This window comes from Hoyosella rhizosphaerae (assembly GCF_014643175.1).
In the GTDB taxonomy this organism is placed as follows: domain Bacteria; phylum Actinomycetota; class Actinomycetes; order Mycobacteriales; family Mycobacteriaceae; genus Lolliginicoccus; species Lolliginicoccus rhizosphaerae.
Genome location: NZ_BMJH01000002.1, coordinates 495,172 through 514,953, shown reverse-complemented (window position 1 = coordinate 514,953; position 19,782 = coordinate 495,172). Strand labels below are relative to the sequence as shown.

Below are 19,782 nucleotides of genomic sequence, written 5' to 3'. Positions count from 1 at the left end.
GGTCAAATGCAGGATCTTTCGCAAACCAAACAAAGGTGCCCCCAGTGGGACTCGAACCCACACTGTGACGGTTTTAAGCCGTCTGCCTCTGCCGATTGGGCTATGGGGGCAAAATAACGCCGCACACTTCACGGCGCATTTCACGCGCGTTATTCCACGAGGGACAATGCTATCCCGTCGAGAATGTCGTGCTCACTCACGGTGAGCGTATCGATACCCGATATCGCACCGATTTCGTCAGCAAGCACTCGGGTGATGATAGCGCCCCCACCGATGACATCGGCACGCCCGGGGTGCATTGGCCCCAACGCAAGTCGTTCGTCGCGGGTTGCGCCAATAAGTTTCTCGCACACTTCATTTAGACGAGTGAACGACGTCGTGCTCAGATGAATCTTGTTAGGGTCGTACGTCTTCAAGTTGTGAGCTAGCGCCGCCAGGGTAGTCATCGTTCCTGCAACACCGACCCAGGTTCGAGCGGGCGCAAGGGGCACCGTGTGGAAGGCCTCCCGGAGGACTTCACGCGCCACCGCGCGAGCATGCGCCACTTCTGTTGCCGTGGGCGGATTCGACGGTAGGCATCGTTCGGTGAGGCGAACACACCCGATGTTGACGGACTTTGCTGCTTCTACCGTGTTGGTGCCGTACACCACTTCGGTGGACCCGCCGCCGAGGTCGACGACAACGAACGGTCCATCGGCGGGGTCGAGTTCACTGACGGCGCCGACGAACGATAGTCGTGCTTCTTCATCGCCGCTGATGACCTCGGCGCGTGTGCCTGGTACTACCGCACCGAGGATCTCCTCGGTCATGCTGAAAAAGTCTTCGCGGTTTCCGGCGTCACGCGTGGCGGAGGTGGCAACCATACGAATTTTGGTCGCACCAGCATCGGCGATGAGTTGGGCGTATTCCGCGAGCGCTACGCGGGTTCGCTCCAAAGCGTCGGGGTGAAACTCGCCTGTCGCATCGATGCCTTGCCCAAGTCGCACCACAACCATTCGGCGGTCGACGTCCGAGATGATCGGTCGCCCACCCTCCGCAACGGCCGATGTGTCGATGTCCGCAATGAGAAGTCGCAGGGAGTTTGTTCCACAGTCAATGGCTGCTACCCGCGTCATTCGTCGACCTCAGTAGTGCTGGGCGACGGCACCCCTGGCCAATCGGCTGGAACCCACGTGCCGACGAGACTCGGATCGTCTTCGGTGATCAGCACTATCGCCTCATCACCGATCGGGTTAACTCCGGGGCCACGTGCCAACGAGTGGGCCGCAAGAACATGCAAACATTTGACCCGGTCTGGCATGCCGCCACCGGAAAAGTCTGTACCCAACGATTCGATGCTGTCGCGTTCGCGCAAGTAATCTTCATGCGCTGCGCGGTACGCGGCCGCGAGTTCTGTGTCAGTGGCGACTCGTTCCGACATTTCCTTCATCACGCCCAGAGATTCCAGGCGGCTCACAGCGGCGGTGAGTTTTGGATGGGTGAGGTAGTACAGCGTAGGAAATGGTGTGCCATCTGGGAGGCGAGGTGCGGTCGCAACAACAGCGGGTTCACCGTTGGGGCACCGGTACGCGACACGAAGGACACCGCGAGGTTCACGCCCTAATTGCACAGCAATGGCGCGAATATCGTCGGGTGAAACATCGTGGGTGGGGTTGGGCTGATTCGCAGGCACTACTGCCCTGCCTCCGGAGCCTCGGGAGCTACAGGCATATTCATTTCGCGTCGTGGTCCTTCATCGCGTGGGACTGACATTTCACGCCACAGTTGGGTGTACCAAGGATTGGAACTACCGGTGTACTGGTCGGCGACATTGTCATCGAGGTTGGGGTCGTCGGCGAATTGTACTCGGTACGGCGTTTCCCCCGGAAATACGAGCCCCAGACGTTCACGGGCCTCAATCCGAATATATGCGGGGTCGTCTTGCAAAGCCTTCTGCATTTCGAGGGCCTCGACCTCACTCCGCAGTTGTTCGGATTCCGCAGCGATCCGGCGCGTTTCGCTCAGTTGGGAGAAATAAGTACGCAAAGGCATCACCAAAGTCAGCACCATCGCCCCCACGACGAGCGCAAGAATCAGTGTCTGCCTGGTCGACCAGCCTTCTTTGGGTGGCTGTTTGGTGCGCGCGGAAGTCTTGTTCACCATCACTGAACTCCCGCCGAACAAGCCGCTGCTGTCGCGTCTACTTTGTGCGCGGTGGCCGAAGCCGCCGACCGGAGGCTCACACTAGAGTGTGGCCTCCGACCGGCGTAGCTACGGTAAATGCCGCGGCGCCCCATGAGCTACTTGCTGCTCCAGTTGAATCGAGGAAATGCTGACGCACCCGCATAACGCGCCGCGTCACCGAGAGCTTCTTCAATTCGCAGGAGTTGGTTGTACTTGGCTACTCGCTCACTCCGTGCTGGTGCACCCGTCTTGATCTGTCCGCTACCAACCGCAACAGCAAGGTCAGCGATGGTGGTGTCCTCGGTCTCTCCGGACCTGTGGCTCATCATCGTCTTGTACCCGTTGCGATGCGCCAAATCGACAGCGTCAAGTGTTTCCGTCAGTGTGCCGATCTGGTTGACCTTCACTAGCAGCGCGTTCGCAATGCCGCGGTCAATGCCGATCTGCAGCCGCTCTGGGTTGGTGACAAACAAGTCGTCACCCACTAGCTGCAACGACGCACCAACATGATCAGTGAGGGTCTTCCAACCATCCCAATCGTCTTCATCGAGGGGATCTTCGACGGACACAAGGGGGTATGAGTTGAGGAGTTCGCGGTAGAACTCCGACATCTCATCGGCGCTGCGAGTCGTTCCTTCGAAACGGTAGCCGACGCCCTTCTCGTAGAATTCTGTCGCTGCGACATCAAGGGCCAATGCGACATCAGTTCCGAGGGACAGACCTGCTTTGTCCACGGCTTCGATGATGAGGTCGAGGGCTTCTTTGGTGCCAGCAACGTCGGGAGCAAATCCACCCTCGTCGCCCAAACCTGTTCCCAGGCCCTTAGCCTTGAGTACTGACTTGAGTGAGTGGTAAACCTCAGTGCCCCATCGGAGTGATTCTTTGAAGCTTGGAGCGCCGATGGGGGCGATCATAAATTCCTGCACGTCCACACCGGTGTCGGCATGCGCGCCACCGTTGAGGATGTTCATCATCGGAACAGGCAACAAGTGCGAGTTTGGGCCGCCAACGTAGCGGAATAGTTCAAGACCCGACGACTCAGATGCTGCTCGCGCAACGGCCAACGAGACGCCAAGAATTGCGTTGGCGCCGAGACGTGACTTGTCCGGGGTGCCATCGAGATCAAGCATTGCCTGATCAACAGCGCGCTGCTCGATTGCATCAAACCCGATCAAAGCCGGGGCAAGCTCGTCGAGAACAGCGTTCACTGCACGCTGCACGCCCTTACCGAGGTAGCGGTCGCCACCATCGCGCAGTTCGACGGCTTCATGTTCTCCAGTGGAGGCGCCCGAGGGCACCGCCGCTCGGGTCACGGTCCCATCATCGAGCGCAACTTCCACCTCAACGGTGGGGTTGCCCCGCGAGTCGAGAATCTCACGTGCTCCGACCTGTTCAATGACGGCCACGAATCACTCCTTCGGCAGCTGACAACTACGTGCGGGGCAGTTGCCTCCGCGAAACACAATCTTGCCAGCTTCGAGGGTAGCGGGACTACTTGCCTCCCCGTTTCAGGCGCGCACAACTAGGCCGCGGTTTTGTTCAAACATGGGCGTTTTGCGCATTATTGCTGCTCATTAAGGAAGTTGAGCAGATTCTTGAGGTGAGCATTGAGCCGCTGCAGGGTCTCGGCGCTGCGATCCGCTGAGTCTTGATCGACGGTTGGACCATTGTCGACGCGTGCTGCGGCCTCATGGTGCACCTCAGGATTGTGGTGTCCTGGCTCGGGATTTTCAGCGTCATGATGCTCAGGCTCATGATGCACCAGTTCGTGATGCTCAGGCTCGTGATGCTCTGGCTCGTGGTGCTCAGGCTCGTGATGTTCAGGCTCGTGATGTTCAGGCTCGTGATGCTCAGGCTCATGATGTTCCACGGGCGGCGCGGGTGGCGGTGGCGGTTCAGGCACATAAACGTCACGGGAGTAGCGCACCGCTCGCTCGTGGACAGCTTCGAGGTATTCCTCGGAGAAGTTGTACGCCAGGATGGCGGTCCGCCAACCTACTGGGTTCCTGAGGTCACCCCCGCTTGCGCACAGGTAGCGGGCGGCCGACAGGGTGGCGTCTTCGAGGTTGTCGGGATCAGCGTGCCCGTTGCCGTTTCCGTCCGAGCCCCAGATTCGCCACGTGGACGGAATGAACTGCATTGGCCCCATGGCGCGGTCAAACTCGGTGTCGCCGTCGAGTTCACCGCCGTCGGTGTCGGGAATCTCCGCAATTCCGGGCCGTCCGTCGAGTGGTATCCCGCGTATTGGTGGTTCGACCTGCCCGTGTTCGTTGATGGTGGCGCCTTCGTAGGTGCCGTGCCAGCTTTCGATGGCCCCGATTCCGGCAAGCGTTGTCCACGAGATTCCGCATGCCGGGTTGGTAACTTCCATTACCCGTGCGGCATTGCCGTAGGCCTGCATGGATTGGACGGGTATGCCGAGTTCGTTCGAATGCGCCCTCGCCCAGTGCTCAAAGTGCACCGCGTTGCGCCCGGGTTGGTTGATATCGACGTGAGGCAATGGAGTTCCGGGGGCGGGCGGATGAATATGGGGGGCGAAGTCTGCGATGTCAGCAATGTCGATGATGCTGTCGCTTGGCGAGGCACCTGCCACGACCATAGGAAAGGCCACCGTGGACACAGCGGCCACCGTGGTTACCACCACGCGGCGTGGTAGGTGCTTACGAGTGGACCGTCTAGTTGATGTCACCGGATCATCGTCGTGCCTGGCGTGGTGTCGGCGCACCCGGAGTGATCGAGACTTAAGTCGTTCGTATCAGGATTGTGATGTGGTTTGTGCGCTAGCTGTGGGCCATCGAGTTCGCCATTCTTCGGGACTTGTTGGCGGCGTTGCGTTTTGAGTTTCAGCAGCTCGAATCGCGTTCATGAACCTGAGGGTGTGGTTGCGGAGTTCAATTTCAGCTCCACCACCAGGAGTGATGGTGATCTGCTGCATGGCGGATGGCACTAGGTCGTTGGGAAACTGCGCCGCTTCCGCGCGTGTGAGCACTTTCTCCGCCAAGGAAAGCGCAGGTTGGTTTAGTGGGATCCCGTCGAGGATCGAGTCTCTGCGCTTCTCTGCTGCTTTTCGTTGTTCCCACCGACGGTTTTGCTCGTCGGCATCGATTGCTTTGGCTGGATCGACGAAATCTGGTGGGTTCCGGTGGTTCAATTTGGTCACGAGCGCATCGGCTACGTCGTCGATGTTGAAGGGCTGGTCGCTGTGATCTTCCGCGATCCGGGCGTGAAACAACACCTGCAGCAGTAGGTCACCGAGTTCCCCGCGTAGCTCGCCTAAGTCTCCGCTATGCGCCGCGTCGAGCAATTCGTACGTTTCTTCAAGCAGGTACCTCAGTAACGAGATGTGGGTTTGTTCCGCTTCCCACGGCCCATGAGTTCGCAAAGTGTCGAGGAGATCAATCGCGATCAGGACGTCGCGCCCAACGAACGGCGGTGTCGTGATAATCGGTTCACCCCGCTCCTGGCGCACAGCAACTTCTTGGGAGTGGGCGTTGGTGGTGACCAGCGTTGGCGCAGTGTCGCCGCCATCTGTGAGGTGGCGAGCAACGTCATCTGGGACGTCAGCGGAAATATGTGCGCCGCGGAGCAGGTGTGGAAGCGCCTCCACCGGTATGAGGTGAGGTCGCCTCGGGTCGAGAACAACGATCGTCATGTGTAGACAACTGCTTCTGATGCTTTGGGTTCGCCGTCTAGCGCGGACAGGAAATTGGCAACGAACGCAATTGCATCATTGTCCCGGACACGCGGATCGGCGGGTGTTCCGCGGCCACCGCGAGGCAACGGCAACTGCACCTGCGACGATGTGGGGCGATACTGCGCGCTTGGGAAAAGCCGCTTCAGTCGCATCTGTTTTGAATCCGGCAACGCAATGGGAGATATCCGCACCTGGGTGCCCACGGCAAGGACGTCAGTGACGTTCTTTTCGCGACACAGCAACCGCAGTCGTGCCACCGAAATGAGTCGCTTGACTTCCTCGGGTAGCGGGCCATACCGGTCGAGTAGCTCGTCGATCACGGCGGCAATATCGTGCGCACTGGATGCGGACGCAAGTTTGCGGTAGGCCTCGAGGCGTAGTCGGTCACTCGATACATAGTCGGGTGGAATGTGCGCGTCGACAGGTAGGTCGATCTTGATTTCTTTCCGTTCCTCGACAGCATCGATGGGCTTTCCATCCGCGACTGCCTTGTAAGCTTCGACAGCTTCCCCAACGAGGCGGATGTAGAGGTCAAATCCCACGCCAGCGACGTGGCCGGACTGCTCGGCTCCGAGCACGTTTCCTGCGCCACGGATTTCGAGGTCTTTCATGGCAACTGCCATACCGGCGCCAAGTTCTGAGTTCTGCGAGATCGTGGCCAGGCGGTCGTAGGCCGTTTCGGTCAGCAACCGATTGCCTGGGTAGAGGAAGTAGGCGTACCCACGGTCACGGCCACGACCGACGCGTCCGCGCAACTGATGAAGTTGCGACAGGCCGAGCATGTCTGCCCGCTCCACGATCAGGGTGTTGGCGTTAGAAATATCGAGGCCAGTTTCAATGATGGTGGTACATACGAGGACGTCGAATTCGCGAGCCCAGAACCCCTGGACGGTTTGTTCGAGCACTTCCTCATTCATCTGACCGTGTGCAACGGCGATGCGGGCTTCGGGCACAAGGTCGCGTAAGTCCTTGGCAGCCTTGTCGATCGTGCTCACACGATTGTGGACAAAAAAGACCTGCCCATCGCGGAGAAGTTCGCGTCGGATTGCCGCAGCAACCTGTTTTTGCTCGTAACCGCCGACGTATGTGAGGACGGGCAAACGCTCCTCTGGGGGGGTCAAGATTGTTGACATCTCCCGAATCCCGGCGAGTGACATTTCCAGTGTTCGCGGAATAGGAGTCGCGGACATTGTCAGCATGTCCACGTGGGTGCGCAACGCCTTGATGTGTTCTTTGTGCTCCACACCGAAGCGTTGCTCCTCATCGACGATGACGAGCCCAAGGTCTTTCCACTGAACTCCGGTTTGCAGGAGCCTGTGGGTGCCAATCACGATATCGACGTTGCCGTCAGCGAGTCCTGCGATGACTTCTTTTGAATCACGGGGGTCAGTGAATCGGGACAATTCCCGAATCTTGATCGGGAACCCTGTCATCCGCTCGGTGAAAGTATCGGTGTGCTGCTGCGCCAGCAACGTCGTCGGCACAAGCACGGCCACCTGTTTGCCGTCCTGCACGGCTTTGAACGCGGCCCGCACTGCGATTTCGGTTTTTCCGAACCCGACGTCACCGCAAACAACTCGGTCCATCGGTACCGGACGTTCCATGTCCTGCTTCACTTCTGAGATCGCCGTGAGTTGATCCTCAGTCTCGGCGAAAGCGAAGGCGTCTTCGAGTTCGTTTTGCCATGGTGAGTCCGGCGCAAACGCATGCCCGGGGGCTGATTGCCGTTTGGCATATAACTGAACAAGTTCGCCCGCGATCTCGCGCACAGCTTTGCGCGCATTCCGCTTCTTGGTCTGCCAGTCTGATCCACCCATTTTTGACAGCGATGGGGCTTCGCCGCCCACGTACCGTGACAATTGGTCCAGCGCATCCATGGGGACAAAGAGTCGATCGCCGGGGTGGCCCCGCTTGCTAGGCGCGTACTCCAAGACGAGGTACTCGCGCCGAGCTCCTCCCACCGTGCGTTCGGCCATCTCTACGAAACGACCAATACCGTGCTGATCGTGCACAACAAGATCGCCTGCGTTCAACGCGAGCGGATCGACTTGGTTACGACGTTTGGACGCAAGTTTGCGCCCGGGGCTGCTGACGACTCGGTTGCCGGTGAGGTCTGACTCCGCAAGGAGGATGAGGTTGGTTCCAGGGAATACCAGCCCGGTGTTGAGTGTGGCGCGGACCAGGCTGACCACTCCCCGCCGTAATTCTTCGCCATCAGCCAACGCCACCGCTGGGACATCGTTATCGCGCAGGCGTTCGAGGAATCGCGTTGCAGTTCCCGCTCCCGCTACGACCAAGGCAGCTTGTCCACCAGTCGCCACATGCCCCCGCAACATCGCGAACAGCTGCGTGATTTCGTCCTCGCCACCGCGAATCGCGGGTGGTGCTTGCACTGGAAGTTCAGTTTCTTCGTCTGATCCGGAGGCCATCGGCGACAGGGTCCACCAAGATCGCCCGGACTGTATAGCATGCTCCCGCGCCAGCCCTAGGGGACGAAACGACGACGCGCCTAGATCGAGTTCCTGTGCGTCAAGTGGTGCTGTGCCGCCGAAGGACGCAGCCGTCCACGATGCTTCAAGAAACTCGGTACTCGCGCGCCGCAAGTCACTCGCACGCGATTCTGCCTTTTCTGGGTCACACAGCAGAACATGAGATCCGCGAGGCAAGATGTCGGTGAGCATCTGCAACGGCTCGTCGACAAGTACCGGTGTGAGCGCTTCCATACCGTCGACTGTTATGCCGGAGGCAAGCTTATTCAGCATTTCCACAAGAGGTTCGTTGCTTGTGTGGATGTCAGCGAGCGCGGCCGCTTTACTGCGCACAGCGTCGGTAAGCAGCAACTCCCGACACGGCATCGCAACAACTGTGTTCACTTCGCCGTCTGGCACTGAGCGCTGGTCTGCAACGCTGAACCAACGCATCTCCGAAACCTCATCGCCCCAAAACTCGATGCGGACCGGGTGTTCAGCTGTGGGCGGGAACATGTCGATGATTCCGCCGCGAACAGCAAACTCACCACGCCGAGCGACCATGTCCACGCGCTTGTACGCGAACTCGACAAGTTGCGCGACGACGTCATCAAAGTCGTACTCGTCCCCCACCGTCAACACGACGGGACGAAGCGAAGCCAGGTTAGGTACCAGCGGCTGGACGATCGACCGAATTGGCGCAACAACCGCACGGAGAGGCGGTCCGAGCGTCGCGTCGTCTGGATGAGACAGGCGTTGGATGACACTGTGTCGGCGACCAACTGTGTCTGGGCTTGGCGAAAGCCGCTCATGCGGGAGCGTCTCCCACGAGGGGAACAAGGCCACACCGTCCCCCAGCGGTCCCTGCAGCTCCGCTACCAGGTCTTCAGCTTCACGGGTAGTGGTCGTCGCCACGAGAACCACCGAGCTTTTCGCTATCGTCGCCGCAACAAACACTCTCGCGCCATTGGGCGCCACGAAGCGTCGTTCTGATTCACCTACAGACCGGGAAACCAGCCGAAGCGATTCATCCAGGCTTGCTGTTTCAAATAGCGCTTGACAGGAACCAACTCGAGACTGCTGAGCGGACACAGACAGCGCTCCTCACAGAATTAGCGACACAAGATTTTCATATCGAACCGTAGCGGCACTTAAGTCTAATCGGAATCTTGGTTAACGCGCTCGCTCTGCAAACTCGGCGACTTCTCGAGGTACTTCAACCCGTTCCAGCACAAATTCACCAGGTGGGCAGCAACGATTTCCTTCGGCGGATCACGCTCGTCTAGCCACCACTGGGCCGTTACCGAGACCATCCCGACGAGCGCTTGCGCATACAGACTGGCGAACTCAGTCGCCATGCCACGTCGACCAAAATCCTCAGCAAGAATGTGCTCAACTTGCGAAATCGCATCATTGAGCAGGCTCGAAAACGTCCCCGACCGCACATCTGCGGGCGAGTCTCTGACCAAGATTCGGAAACCGTCCGTGCACTCTTCGATGTAGGTCAACAGCGCAAGCGCGACCTGTTCCACACGCTCGCGGGAGCGATGCGAAGAAAGCGACGAGGTGATGCGCTGCAGCAGATCCGCCATCTCGCGGTCCACCACCACCGCGTACAAGCCCTCTTTCCCACCGAAATGTTCGTAAACCACAGGTTTGGAAACCTGCGCACGCTGCGCGATCTCCTCAATCGACGAGGCCTCGTACCCGCGCTCAGCAAAAAGTCCGCGCGCGACTTCAATCAGCTGATTGCGCCGCTGGGAGCCTGTCATTCGCGCCCGAGTCATCTCTTAAATCCCCTTGCCACTGTGAAGTCCCCTTGCCCCAAAAACAGGGATCGCCGCGACCCTAAGTCGACTAAACACACCCCGATATGTCACTATCATTTCGCACACTAGCGTGACACGGTTCAACCGTGTGCCTTCGGTGTGGCGCGCAATCCGCCGTGGTGTAATAGGCAGCACTTCTGATTTTGGTTCAGACAGTTCAGGTTCGAGTCCTGGCGGCGGAGCAACGCACTCGCAATCTCAACGGCCCCATTCTTCGCTTCGAGCCTACATTTGGTACCGGATGAGGGTCGAAATGCAGGCTCGTTTGGCTACGCACCGAGGGGCCCGGCGAGATACGACGCGCCGAGCAGCATGGCCGAACATGGCGGTTTGAGCACAACATTCGGGCCCGACGCCTATCCTGCGTATTATCGACGTTCGGCGTAGCGACGCACACAGGCGAAATTCCTTGCCTGAGCGTCGGTGCGTTTGTCCGAATTCGGAGTGAGCAAGGGAGAATAATGCCCCAGACTCCACCGCTGGCCGACACAGGGTTCGGCACAGAAGGCGGCGTGGGTGCTGCTGTAATCGTGCTTGCAGCAGGTGCTGGAACGCGAATGAAATCCGATCTCCCCAAAGTTCTCCATCCATTGTGTGGCCGGTCAATGCTTGGGCACGCACTCTATGCTGCGGCTGGGGTTAACCCGAGCGCAGTCGTTACGGTGGTGGGTCATCAGCGGGAATCGGTGGTCGCGGAAGTCAAGCATGTAGGCGAGAAGCTCGATCGCGAGTTCCACACCGCGGTTCAGGAGGAACAAAACGGGACGGGGCACGCAGTTGGTTGCGGACTGTCAGCACTCCCGCCTGACTTCGCGGGAACAGTTCTCGTCACCGCTGGCGATGTCCCGCTGCTCACATCTGACGCGCTGTCTGACCTAATTTCTGCCCACACAGGACAGCAAGCCGATAACGAACCAGCCGCAGTAACAGTGCTGACGTTCATTGCCCCCGCGCCACGTGGCTATGGCCGCATCGTGAGGGATAAATCCGGACTCGTCGCCGCAATTGTCGAAGAGGCCGACGCAACCGAGGACCAGAAACGCATCACGGAAGTGAACTCAGGGGTATATGCGTTTGATGCGGCTCTCCTGCGGTCGGCATTATCTGAATTGAGTTCCGATAATGCACAGGGCGAACTGTATTTGACCGACGTCATTGCCATCGCACGTCGCGGCGGCAAAATTGTGCGCGGAATGGTGCTTGATGATCCGCATCTCGTTGCGGGGGCGAACGATCGCGTCCAACTTGCGGGTTTGCGTAAAGAATTGAATCGCCGGATCGCTCACCGCTTGATGCGCGATGGAGTCAATATCATCGATCCCGACACCACCTGGATTGATGTTGACGTCACCATCGGTCGCGATGTGACGGTGTATCCGGGTGTGCAGCTCTATGGCGCCACTGTTGTTGGCGATCATGCCGAAGTCGGACCTGACACCACACTCACCAACGTGGAAGTTGGTGCGCACACGCGGGTGATCCGCTCGCACGCTGAGCGCGCGATCATTGGTTCCAATTCAGTTGTCGGCCCGTTTTCGTATCTTCGACCAAAGTCCGTGATCGGCGACCACTGCAAAATTGGCGCCTATGTGGAGACGAAGCACGCGGAAATTGGATCGCATTCGAAGGTTCCGCACCTTACCTATGTGGGCGATGCGACGATTGGTGAGCACACCAACATTGGTGCGTCGAGTGTTTTTGTCAACTACGACGGTGTGAACAAGAGCCGCACAGTGGTGGGTTCGCATGTCCGAGCAGGTTCTGACACGATGTTTGTCGCACCCGTTCACGTTGGTGACGGGGCGTACACCGGGGCAGGAACAGTCGTGAAGAATGATGTTCCTTCGGGTGCGCTGGCAGTGTCGGGCGGTCAACAGCGCATTATTGAGGGTTGGGTCGAGAAGAATCGACCCGGCACAGCATCAGCTAAAGCTGCTGCGAAAGTACGTCAAGAAATGAACAAATCACCCCAAGTGATCGAGGATGGCGGGACCGAGTGAGCGTATTTTCCGTTGACAACCAGAAAAACCTGATGCTGTTCTCCGGGAGGGCACATCCGGAGCTTGCTGAGCAGGTCGCAAAAGAGCTTGACATTCATGTCACGCCCCAAACAGCTCAGGATTTCGCGAATGGCGAGATTTTCGTACGGTTTGAGGAATCAGTTCGTGGATGTGATGCCTTTGTCATCCAGAGCCATCCGTTCCCGCTGAACAACTGGCTGATGGAACAGCTCATCATGATTGATGCGCTCAAGCGTGGATCAGCGAAACGAATTACCGCTGTGCTGCCGTTCTATCCCTATGCGCGACAGGATAAGAAGCACCGTGGCCGTGAACCAATCTCCGCCCGCCTCGTCGCTGACCTGCTGAAAACCGCCGGTGCTGACCGCATTATCACCGTCGACCTGCACACCGATCAGATTCAGGGTTTCTTTGACGGCCCAGTCGACCACATGCGTGCTTCTCCACAACTAGCTGGGCATGTTCGACAGAACTATTCTCTGGACAAAATCACTGTAGTGTCCCCAGATTCTGGCCGCGTTCGTGTAGCCGAAAAATGGGCTGACATGCTCGGTGGGACGCCTTTGGCGTTCATCCACAAGACTCGTGACCCACTCGTTCCTAACCAGGTGAAGTCGAATCGCGTGGTCGGCGATGTTGAAGGCCGTACCTGCATCTTGATCGACGACATGATTGATACGGGCGGCACAATCGCTGGAGCCGTACGACTGTTGCGTGATTGCGGTGCCGGCGATGTTGTCATCGCTACGACGCATGGTGTGCTCTCTGATCCTGCGGCGGAGCGTCTCGCGAACTGTGGTGCGAAGGAAGTTATCGTCACCAACACGCTTCCGATCCCTGAGGAAAAGCAATTCCCGCAGTTGACAGTCTTGTCGATCGCGCCGCTGCTAGCGCAGACCATTCGCGAAGTGTTCGAAAACGGTTCAGTCACGTCACTGTTCGACGGAAGTGCGTAAACGTATATGAAGTATTCGCGTTCGGTAACAGCAGCAGTTGTGGCCTGCGGTGCGTCGCTTGCGCTCGCATCGCAGGCGTCTGCGCAACCCATCGCAGTCCCTGCAGTTCCTACCCCTACTGTGGAAGTGACGGCAGAAGGTCGAAACGTCACGTTCACGTTCTCTAATCCGGGGCAAGAGAACCTGTCGTGCATGGCGGCCCTGCAATTCTTCGGGATCCCCATTTCACACGTCAGCTGGCCGCCCTTCGCGTTGGTTCCCCCTGGTAAGACCGGAACCCTCACGATAGAAACACCGTTCCCGGGGGTCTATCGGCACGTCACGACGTGTATGGCAGGTGACGAACCGCTGGAGGACCCGAACATGCTGAGTGCACATTTGCTCAATCCTTTTGTCACTGGCGACGACCAGAACATGCAGATGATGGTGGACCACGTCGAGGTCCACCACTAACTCCGCAGCATGATTTCGCACTAGGTAGGTTCTGCGGTTATTATGATCCGGTTGTCTCGGCGAGGGTGGCATGTAGATGCCCCGTTATCGGCGCGGCTGGGTGAGAATGCGGAAGCTGAATCCACACACATGTGTGTACCGGTGTGTTCTCGTGCGGGACTTCATGACATTGCACTACCGTGCATGACCTGACGCACTAGAGGAGAACCACGATGGCTGATCTTATTGACTTGGCAACAGAAGTTCGGACCGAGTTCGGCAAGGGTGCGTCTCGACGTGCGCGCCGCGATTTCAAGATCCCAGCAGTTATGTACGGACACGGCACCGACCCCGTACACCTCTTGCTCCCGGCTCTAGACTTCGCTGCCGTACTTCGTAACCACGGCACAAACGCCATTCTTGCGTTGGACATCAACGGCAAGAAGAACCTCGCGTTGGCCAAGGAAGTTATCGTCCACCCACTCCGCCCGGTCATCCAGCACGTTGACCTCCTTGTAGTCCGTAAGGGCGAGAAGGTAAGCGTCGACATTCCTATCGTTGTTGAGGGTGACGCAGCACCGGACACCCTGGTCACCCAGGACGCAAACACAATCGCAGTTCTCGCGGACGTGTTGAACATTCCTGAGCAGTTCACCGTTTCCGTTGAAGGCCTCGAAGGTGGCACGCAGATCCTTGCATCAGACCTTGACTTGCCAGAAGGTGTCGAGCTCGACATCGATGCAGACACCTTGATCGTCAACATCACCGTTGAGCAGGAAACAGACCTCGGCGAGGAAGATGAAGACGCCGAAGGCGACGACGCAGCGTCAGCTGGCGGGGACGACTCCTCAGAGGAGTAATCCATACTTGAAACGAGGGCGGCGTGCCATTTCTATGGCGCGCCGCCCTCGCCGTTGGGATAGGTTGTGCCAGGAGGTCACACCCATATGACAATGATTGTTGCGGGGCTGGGAAATCCCGGGCCAAAGTACGAAGCGACTCGCCACAATATTGGTTTCTTAGTCGCCGATGCCCTTGCTGCCCGAAATAATGCCCGCTGGGCAACGCATAAAGCTACTAAGTCGGATGTTGTCGAGTTGCGCCTCAACGGTGAGAACGTCGTCGTGATGAAGCCACGAACGTATATGAACTTGTCCGGGCAGTCTGTCGGCGGATTGGCGAAGTACTTGAAGCTCTCGCCGGGGCAGATTGTGGCAATCCACGATGACCTTGACCTCGACTTCGGCGCTATCCGTCTCAAACTCGGCGGTGGCGAGGGTGGCCATAATGGCCTCCGGTCGCTGACATCGCATCTGAATACGCGCGACTACCTCAGGGTGCGAGTTGGGATTGGGCGTCCGCCGGGACGAATGGACGTTGCGAGTTACGTCCTCAAACCATTCTCGAAGATTGAGCGCGACACACTTGGGGTAATCGTCGAGGAAGCGGCGGACGCGGTCGAGTTGCTTCTCGAACTGGGCCTCGAAGCAGCTCAGAACCGCGTCCACGCACGCTAACTACTTCACGAGCGCTTGCTACTTCACGAGCGCTGCGGAACTTGAGCGCCGCAGCTTGCCTGACGGTGTTTTAGGAATGCTGCCAGGCGCCAGCACAGCTACGGTCCTGGGACGAACACCCACTTCCGCGAACACAGCGTGCACTACCTCATGATGAATACGGGTGACCTCGTCGGGAATGTCATGCAGTTTGGTTTCCACCGCTACGGCGAAGCTTTCGCGACGGTCCCCCGCATCGAGTCGAACGGCAACAGCAGCGCCGGGACGCACACCGTCCACGGTGCCTGCTGCCCGTTCGATGTCAGTGGGATAGATGTTGCGCCCACCCATAATGATGACGTCCTTGGCGCGGCCACAGACGACAATTTCGTTGTCTTCAGTGAAGTACCCGATGTCTCCGGTGTTGAGCCAGCCGTTTGCATCGCGAGTTGGTTTTTCACCTTCCACGGTGATGTAGCCGGGGCTGACAGCCTTTCCGCGAACTTCAATCGTGCCCACTGCACGAGTTCCCAGAACATTTCCCTCGTTGTCGACGACACGGCCTTCGAGGTTGGGCACGAGCGGCCCCAACTGAACGAGTCGGCGCAGGTTGCCCTTCGTGGTCGGTACGGCACTGTGTACGCCCTCGAGGAGGTCAGCATCCACTGTGTCCACCTTCATGCCCTCACCAACATTGGCGAACGAAATGGCGAGCGTCGTTTCTGCCATTCCGTACGCGGGCACCAAGGCAGTTGAGGGAAGCCCGAACCGCTTTCCGGCCTCGAGCAGCGCGTTCATGGTGTCCGGGTCGATTGGTTCCGCACCACTCATCGCGACTTTCATCCGCGAAAGGTCATAGGCCCCGTCTTCGGCCTGCTGCAGGCGTCTGGCTAGCAAAGACCAGGCGAAGTTGGGCGCCGAGGTGATAGTTCCGCGGTACTTGGTTATGAGTTCAGCCCATAGCAGTGGCGATTGGAGGAACTCTAGTGGCGTGACGTTTACTGTCTCGCATCCGCAGTGCATTGGTGTGGTGAGGAACCCCACCATGCCCATGTCGTGAAACAGCGGGAGCCAGCTGATCATGACGTCGTTGTCGAAGTCATACTTCGCGGCTGTCAGCATCGCGTGTGAGTTGGTGTGGAAGTTCTCGTGTGTGATCCGGACGGCCTTGGGCGATCCAGTCGAACCTGAGGTGAGCTGGAGAAGCGCGGTGTCGTCTTCAGCTGTCTGCACCGGGTCAATTGGTGCGCCTTCGCGAAGTTGATCGACCGACACAACCGTGATTCCGCGCTTCGCGAGGAGGGGGCCGACTGGTTCAAACGGGGAACTGAGGACGACGGCTCGAGCGCTAATCATGTCGACTACTAGTTGTGTTTCTTCAGCCCAATGCGCTAGGTCAGTTCGCGGTGTCGGTTGGTGCAGCATGGTGACTGAACCACCGCGCATCCAGATTGCCTGGACTGCAGGGGCGATGTCGACTGGTTGCCCAGCCAGAATACCCACGGCGTCGCCGGGACCAATCCCCGCGTCTTTGAGCGCCCCTGCCATGCCTCGCGCAACCTGGTGCACTTCGCCCCAGGTCTGGCGGAGCGGCGATGTCGGTTCACCGGTGACAATCCCGGCTTTGCTTGTCGCTGCAGTGGCGTACATTTCGTCGGTGAACCGTGACAACTGTTTCTCCTATGAGCGGTTCGGTGTTGCGGGTAAATACATTGCAGGTTTTGCGAGTCACGAGCATGCGCCGTTGCCTTGACCGGCCAGCTATCCCGAAGGAAACCTCATGTTAGTACGTATTAGATGTTCTATACAGAATCTTCGGATACCAAGTTCGATGTGTCGCAATCGTGACAATATCGTCCGATTCCTCACCTACGCTGCGAGCGAGTAACCTTACGTTGACCTTGTGCTAGCCGTCAGTTGAGGATGTAGCTGTGACCGAAAGTAGCAACCCCGTTTCCGACCACCCACTCACTAGTGGGGATGATCGCAGCGGCGTCGCAATTCAGGCACGCAAACGGCGCACATTCGCCGTCATTTCTCACCCCGACGCAGGTAAGTCAACTCTCACAGAAGCTTTGGCGCTGCATGCACACGTCATCTCTGAAGCTGGTGCCGTTCACGGCAAGTCGGGACGAAAATCCACAGTGTCTGACTGGATGGAGATGGAAAAGGCCCGAGGAATTTCTGTTAGTTCCACGGCCCTACAGTTTAATTACCGATCGTCCGGGGACAACGCTGCGGCCACCGACTGTGTGATCAACCTCGTCGACACCCCAGGTCACGCGGACTTTTCCGAGGATACCTACCGCGTTCTCACGGCCGTCGACTGCGCAGTCATGCTCATTGACGCGGCCAAAGGGCTCGAACCGCAAACCTTGAAACTTTTCCAGGTGTGTAAACACCGCGGAATCCCGATTATCACCGTCATAAACAAGTGGGACCGCCCAGGTCGTAGTGTTCTCGAATTGCTTGACGAAATTTCTGAGCGAATCGGAATGATGCCCACACCGCTGTACGTGCCGGTCGGGATCTCCGGTGACTTCAAAGGCATCATGCGCCGGGGCGAGGGCGGCGAGCCTGAGGAATACATCAAGTTCACACGAACCGCTGGTGGCGCGACAATCGCCCCCGAGTCGCTCCACAGTCCGAGCGAGGCAGCTGAACTCGAGGACGATGACTGGGTCACTGCGGTCGAAGAAAGCCAACTGCTCTCGGCGATGGGCCAAGACCACAACACGGACAGTTTCCTTGCCGGCGAGACGTCACCGGTGCTGTTCGCCTCAGCGATGCTGAACTTCGGTGTGCGGCAAATCCTGGACACGCTTGTTGAACTCGCGCCACCCCCTGGGCCCCGAGCCGCAGTAGATGGAAAACCGCGCACCATCAACGACCCGTTCTCAGCGGTGGTCTTTAAGGTGCAGGCCGGGATGGACACCGCGCACCGCGACCGGATCGCTTTCATGCGCATCGTCTCAGGTGAATTTGAACGTGGCATGGTCGTCACCCATGCGCAGACGGGCCGCCCCTTCACCACGAAGTACGCCCAGACGATGTTTGGTCGCGACCGTTCCACAGTGGAATCGGCCTACCCCGGTGACGTCGTCGGTCTCGTCAACGCCACCGCCCTCGCACCCGGTCATACGCTCTTCACGGACAAACCTGTCGAGTATCCACCCATCCCGTCGTTTGCCCCCGAACACTTCGCGGTCCTACGCGCCGCGTCGTCGAGCAAGTACAAGCAGTTCCGCAAAGCGATCGACCAACTCGATTCCGAAGGCGTTGTACAGGTCTTGCGCAACGACATCCGCGGCGATGCCTCGCCAGTCCTTGCGGCTGTGGGCCCGATGCAGTTCGAGGTTGTCACCGCGCGAATGACGACGGAGTTCTCCGTCGAAACTCAGTTCGACCGCTTGCCTTACACTTTGGCGCGGCGCACCGACATGGAATCTGCTGCGGAACTATCCCGGCAACGTGGCGTCGAAGTGTTTACCCGCACCGACGGTGTGATGCTCGCGTTAGTAAGCGACAAGTGGAGACTTCAGTTCATCCAGAAAGAACACCCCACATTGACGCTGGAACCACTAGTGGCAACAGCAGACTAGTTTCCCAGCCCTACAGCAGCACCCGATCAATATCACCGGGTGTGACCTCACTCAGGGTGCTGTTCTCCCATGAGGGTTTGCGGTCTTTATCGACAAGAACTGCCCGTATTCCCTCGGCGAAATCAGGGTGCTGGATTACGTGAGTTGTCAGCGCAAGCTCTCGGTCGAGGCACTCGCGCAAAGACGACACCGCTCCCCTTTCGACGAGGCGTGCGGTGATCCATACGCTGCGCGGTGACACCACAGAAAGCGCGGCTGCAGTCTCGCTGTGCCAGTCAGACTTTCCTGCACGCAAACGGTCCGCGACCTCGGTAACTGTCGGAGCGGAGAAGCATTCCTCGATGTCGTCAACACGTGTGGCTAGAGACGATTCGGGCGTGGGCGTTGCATACTTCTCAACAACGCTGACAGCGCTTTCCTGATTCGCCAGCAACGCTTCAGTGAGCTCCGCGAACTGCTCGTGCGGAACAAAATGCGTAGCGAGCCCGCAGGCGACCGCGTCCGCACCCGTCAACCGCGCCCCTGTCATGCCGAGATATTTGCCGACAGTCATCAAGCCGTGCGAATCAATGTTGAGTCGAGGTAGAAAGTAGCTCGCGCCGATGTCCGGAAAGAACCCAATAGCTGTCTCCGGCATCGCTAGGAGTGCCTTCTCGGAGACGACCCGCACGTCACCGTGGATGGAAATCCCCAAGCCACCGCCCATCGCTGCGCCGTCGATGAGCGCGATGTATGGCTTCGGGAACTGCGCAATGTATTCATTGAGGTCGTACTCTTCCCGGAAGAAGGCATGGGCACCGTCAAGGTCGCCCGCGAGCACCTGGGTACGTATCTGACGAATATCACCACCCGCGCAGAACGCACGTGGGGAATTGCTGCGCACGACAACCGCGTCGACAGAATCATCGTCAGCCCACCCCACCAAAGCCGACCGGATCGCCCGAATCATGTCGATATCAAGCGCATTAAGAGCACTCGGCTTATTAAGCGTGATCACGCCAACACCGTTGGAGGTGTCCGTGACGATGGTGTCGGATGCGGTTGTGTCCGCCATGTCAGCCTCGTTTCGTTTGTGTATCTGTCTCAGTGGCACCGACGGTACTCTGCCCGCACTCCAGCAT

General features: G+C 58.5%; 16 protein-coding genes and 2 tRNA genes. 7 read left to right on the top strand and 11 right to left on the bottom strand.

Features of this window, described 5'->3' with window-relative positions; genetic code table 11:
- Positions 1-36: 36 nt before the first annotated feature.
- The 9 genes from IEW73_RS10560 to IEW73_RS10520 all read right to left on the bottom strand — a co-directional run bounded on the left by IEW73_RS10560 (position 37) and on the right by IEW73_RS10520 (position 10,112).
- A tRNA-Leu gene (locus IEW73_RS10560) sits at positions 37-110 on the bottom strand.
- A 39-nt stretch (positions 111-149) separates the two neighbouring features.
- Positions 150-1,115: a Ppx/GppA phosphatase family protein gene (locus IEW73_RS10555; RefSeq protein WP_188674320.1), complete on the bottom strand. Its 966-nt coding sequence runs from the start codon at positions 1,113-1,115 to the stop codon at positions 150-152.
- The gene (locus IEW73_RS10550) at positions 1,112-1,672 is read right to left on the bottom strand and encodes a DUF501 domain-containing protein (RefSeq protein WP_188674317.1); all 561 of its coding nucleotides are present in this window, start codon (positions 1,670-1,672) and stop codon (positions 1,112-1,114) included. The genes IEW73_RS10555 and IEW73_RS10550 overlap by 4 nt, the downstream gene beginning before the upstream one ends.
- Positions 1,672-2,142 (bottom strand): FtsB family cell division protein, encoded by a 471-nt coding sequence (locus IEW73_RS10545; RefSeq protein WP_188674314.1) that lies wholly within the window; start codon positions 2,140-2,142, stop codon positions 1,672-1,674. The genes IEW73_RS10550 and IEW73_RS10545 overlap by 1 nt, the downstream gene beginning before the upstream one ends.
- A 137-nt stretch (positions 2,143-2,279) precedes the next feature.
- Positions 2,280-3,569, bottom strand: coding sequence for a phosphopyruvate hydratase (gene eno / locus IEW73_RS10540; RefSeq protein ID WP_188674311.1), 1,290 nt, complete (start codon positions 3,567-3,569; stop codon positions 2,280-2,282).
- A 155-nt stretch (positions 3,570-3,724) separates the two neighbouring features.
- Positions 3,725-4,852 (bottom strand): lytic transglycosylase domain-containing protein, encoded by a 1,128-nt coding sequence (locus IEW73_RS10535; RefSeq protein ID WP_229675915.1) that lies wholly within the window; start codon positions 4,850-4,852, stop codon positions 3,725-3,727.
- A gap of 66 nt (positions 4,853-4,918) precedes the next feature.
- Entirely contained in the window at positions 4,919-5,815 is an 897-nt protein-coding gene (locus IEW73_RS10530; RefSeq protein WP_188674308.1) for a nucleoside triphosphate pyrophosphohydrolase, read from the bottom strand.
- The gene (gene mfd / locus IEW73_RS10525) at positions 5,812-9,417 is read right to left on the bottom strand and encodes a transcription-repair coupling factor (protein WP_188674305.1); all 3,606 of its coding nucleotides are present in this window, start codon (positions 9,415-9,417) and stop codon (positions 5,812-5,814) included. Before mfd ends, IEW73_RS10530 begins: the two co-directional genes overlap by 4 nt.
- Before the next feature lie 65 nt (positions 9,418-9,482).
- Positions 9,483-10,112 (bottom strand): TetR/AcrR family transcriptional regulator, encoded by a 630-nt coding sequence (locus tag IEW73_RS10520; protein WP_188674301.1) that lies wholly within the window; start codon positions 10,110-10,112, stop codon positions 9,483-9,485.
- Between the two features lie 152 nt (positions 10,113-10,264).
- Here IEW73_RS10520 and IEW73_RS10515 point away from each other — a divergent pair.
- The 6 genes from IEW73_RS10515 to pth all read left to right on the top strand — a co-directional run bounded on the left by IEW73_RS10515 (position 10,265) and on the right by pth (position 15,080).
- A tRNA-Gln gene (locus tag IEW73_RS10515) sits at positions 10,265-10,336 on the top strand.
- A gap of 279 nt (positions 10,337-10,615) precedes the next feature.
- Entirely contained in the window at positions 10,616-12,154 is a 1,539-nt protein-coding gene (glmU, locus tag IEW73_RS10510) for a bifunctional UDP-N-acetylglucosamine diphosphorylase/glucosamine-1-phosphate N-acetyltransferase GlmU (protein WP_188674298.1), read from the top strand.
- Positions 12,151-13,131 carry a ribose-phosphate diphosphokinase gene (locus IEW73_RS10505; RefSeq protein ID WP_188674296.1) on the top strand — a complete coding sequence of 327 codons (981 nt, stop codon included), beginning with the start codon at positions 12,151-12,153 and terminating at the stop codon, positions 13,129-13,131. The genes glmU and IEW73_RS10505 overlap by 4 nt, the downstream gene beginning before the upstream one ends.
- Before the next feature lie 6 nt (positions 13,132-13,137).
- The gene (locus IEW73_RS10500) at positions 13,138-13,584 is read left to right on the top strand and encodes a hypothetical protein (protein WP_188674293.1); all 447 of its coding nucleotides are present in this window, start codon (positions 13,138-13,140) and stop codon (positions 13,582-13,584) included.
- Positions 13,585-13,796: 212 nt separating this feature from the next.
- Positions 13,797-14,423 (top strand): 50S ribosomal protein L25/general stress protein Ctc, encoded by a 627-nt coding sequence (locus IEW73_RS10495; protein ID WP_188674290.1) that lies wholly within the window; start codon positions 13,797-13,799, stop codon positions 14,421-14,423.
- An 87-nt stretch (positions 14,424-14,510) separates the two neighbouring features.
- Positions 14,511-15,080: an aminoacyl-tRNA hydrolase gene (gene pth / locus IEW73_RS10490; protein WP_188674287.1), complete on the top strand. Its 570-nt coding sequence runs from the start codon at positions 14,511-14,513 to the stop codon at positions 15,078-15,080.
- Between the two features lie 18 nt (positions 15,081-15,098).
- Here pth and IEW73_RS10485 read toward each other — a convergent pair whose 3' ends face one another.
- Complete coding sequence (locus IEW73_RS10485) at positions 15,099-16,730, bottom strand: fatty acyl-AMP ligase (protein WP_188674284.1); 1,632 nt, start codon at positions 16,728-16,730, stop codon at positions 15,099-15,101.
- Between the two features lie 329 nt (positions 16,731-17,059).
- On the opposite strand from IEW73_RS10485, the gene IEW73_RS10480 reads away from it, so the two are divergent.
- Positions 17,060-18,661 carry a peptide chain release factor 3 gene (locus IEW73_RS10480; RefSeq protein ID WP_229675965.1) on the top strand — a complete coding sequence of 534 codons (1,602 nt, stop codon included), beginning with the start codon at positions 17,060-17,062 and terminating at the stop codon, positions 18,659-18,661.
- A gap of 10 nt (positions 18,662-18,671) precedes the next feature.
- On the opposite strand, the gene IEW73_RS10475 is transcribed toward IEW73_RS10480, so the two are convergent.
- Entirely contained in the window at positions 18,672-19,715 is a 1,044-nt protein-coding gene (locus IEW73_RS10475) for an enoyl-CoA hydratase/isomerase family protein (protein ID WP_188674279.1), read from the bottom strand.
- Between the last annotated feature and the right edge of the window lie 67 nt (positions 19,716-19,782).

What these genes read in the sequence shown, in the direction of transcription:
- IEW73_RS10500 (WP_188674293.1), top strand. Translation starts at nt 13,138, where the DNA reads ATGAAGTATTCGCGTTCGGTAACAGCAGCAGTTGTGGCCTGCGGTGCG.
- IEW73_RS10530 (WP_188674308.1), bottom strand. Translation starts at nt 5,815, where the DNA reads ATGACGATCGTTGTTCTCGACCCGAGGCGACCTCACCTCATACCGGTG.
- IEW73_RS10475 (WP_188674279.1), bottom strand. Translation starts at nt 19,715, where the DNA reads ATGGCGGACACAACCGCATCCGACACCATCGTCACGGACACCTCCAAC.
- glmU (WP_188674298.1), top strand. Translation starts at nt 10,616, where the DNA reads ATGCCCCAGACTCCACCGCTGGCCGACACAGGGTTCGGCACAGAAGGC.
- IEW73_RS10520 (WP_188674301.1), bottom strand. Translation starts at nt 10,112, where the DNA reads ATGACTCGGGCGCGAATGACAGGCTCCCAGCGGCGCAATCAGCTGATT.
- pth (WP_188674287.1), top strand. Translation starts at nt 14,511, where the DNA reads ATGACAATGATTGTTGCGGGGCTGGGAAATCCCGGGCCAAAGTACGAA.
- IEW73_RS10555 (WP_188674320.1), bottom strand. Translation starts at nt 1,115, where the DNA reads ATGACGCGGGTAGCAGCCATTGACTGTGGAACAAACTCCCTGCGACTT.
- IEW73_RS10545 (WP_188674314.1), bottom strand. Translation starts at nt 2,142, where the DNA reads ATGGTGAACAAGACTTCCGCGCGCACCAAACAGCCACCCAAAGAAGGC.
- IEW73_RS10495 (WP_188674290.1), top strand. Translation starts at nt 13,797, where the DNA reads ATGGCTGATCTTATTGACTTGGCAACAGAAGTTCGGACCGAGTTCGGC.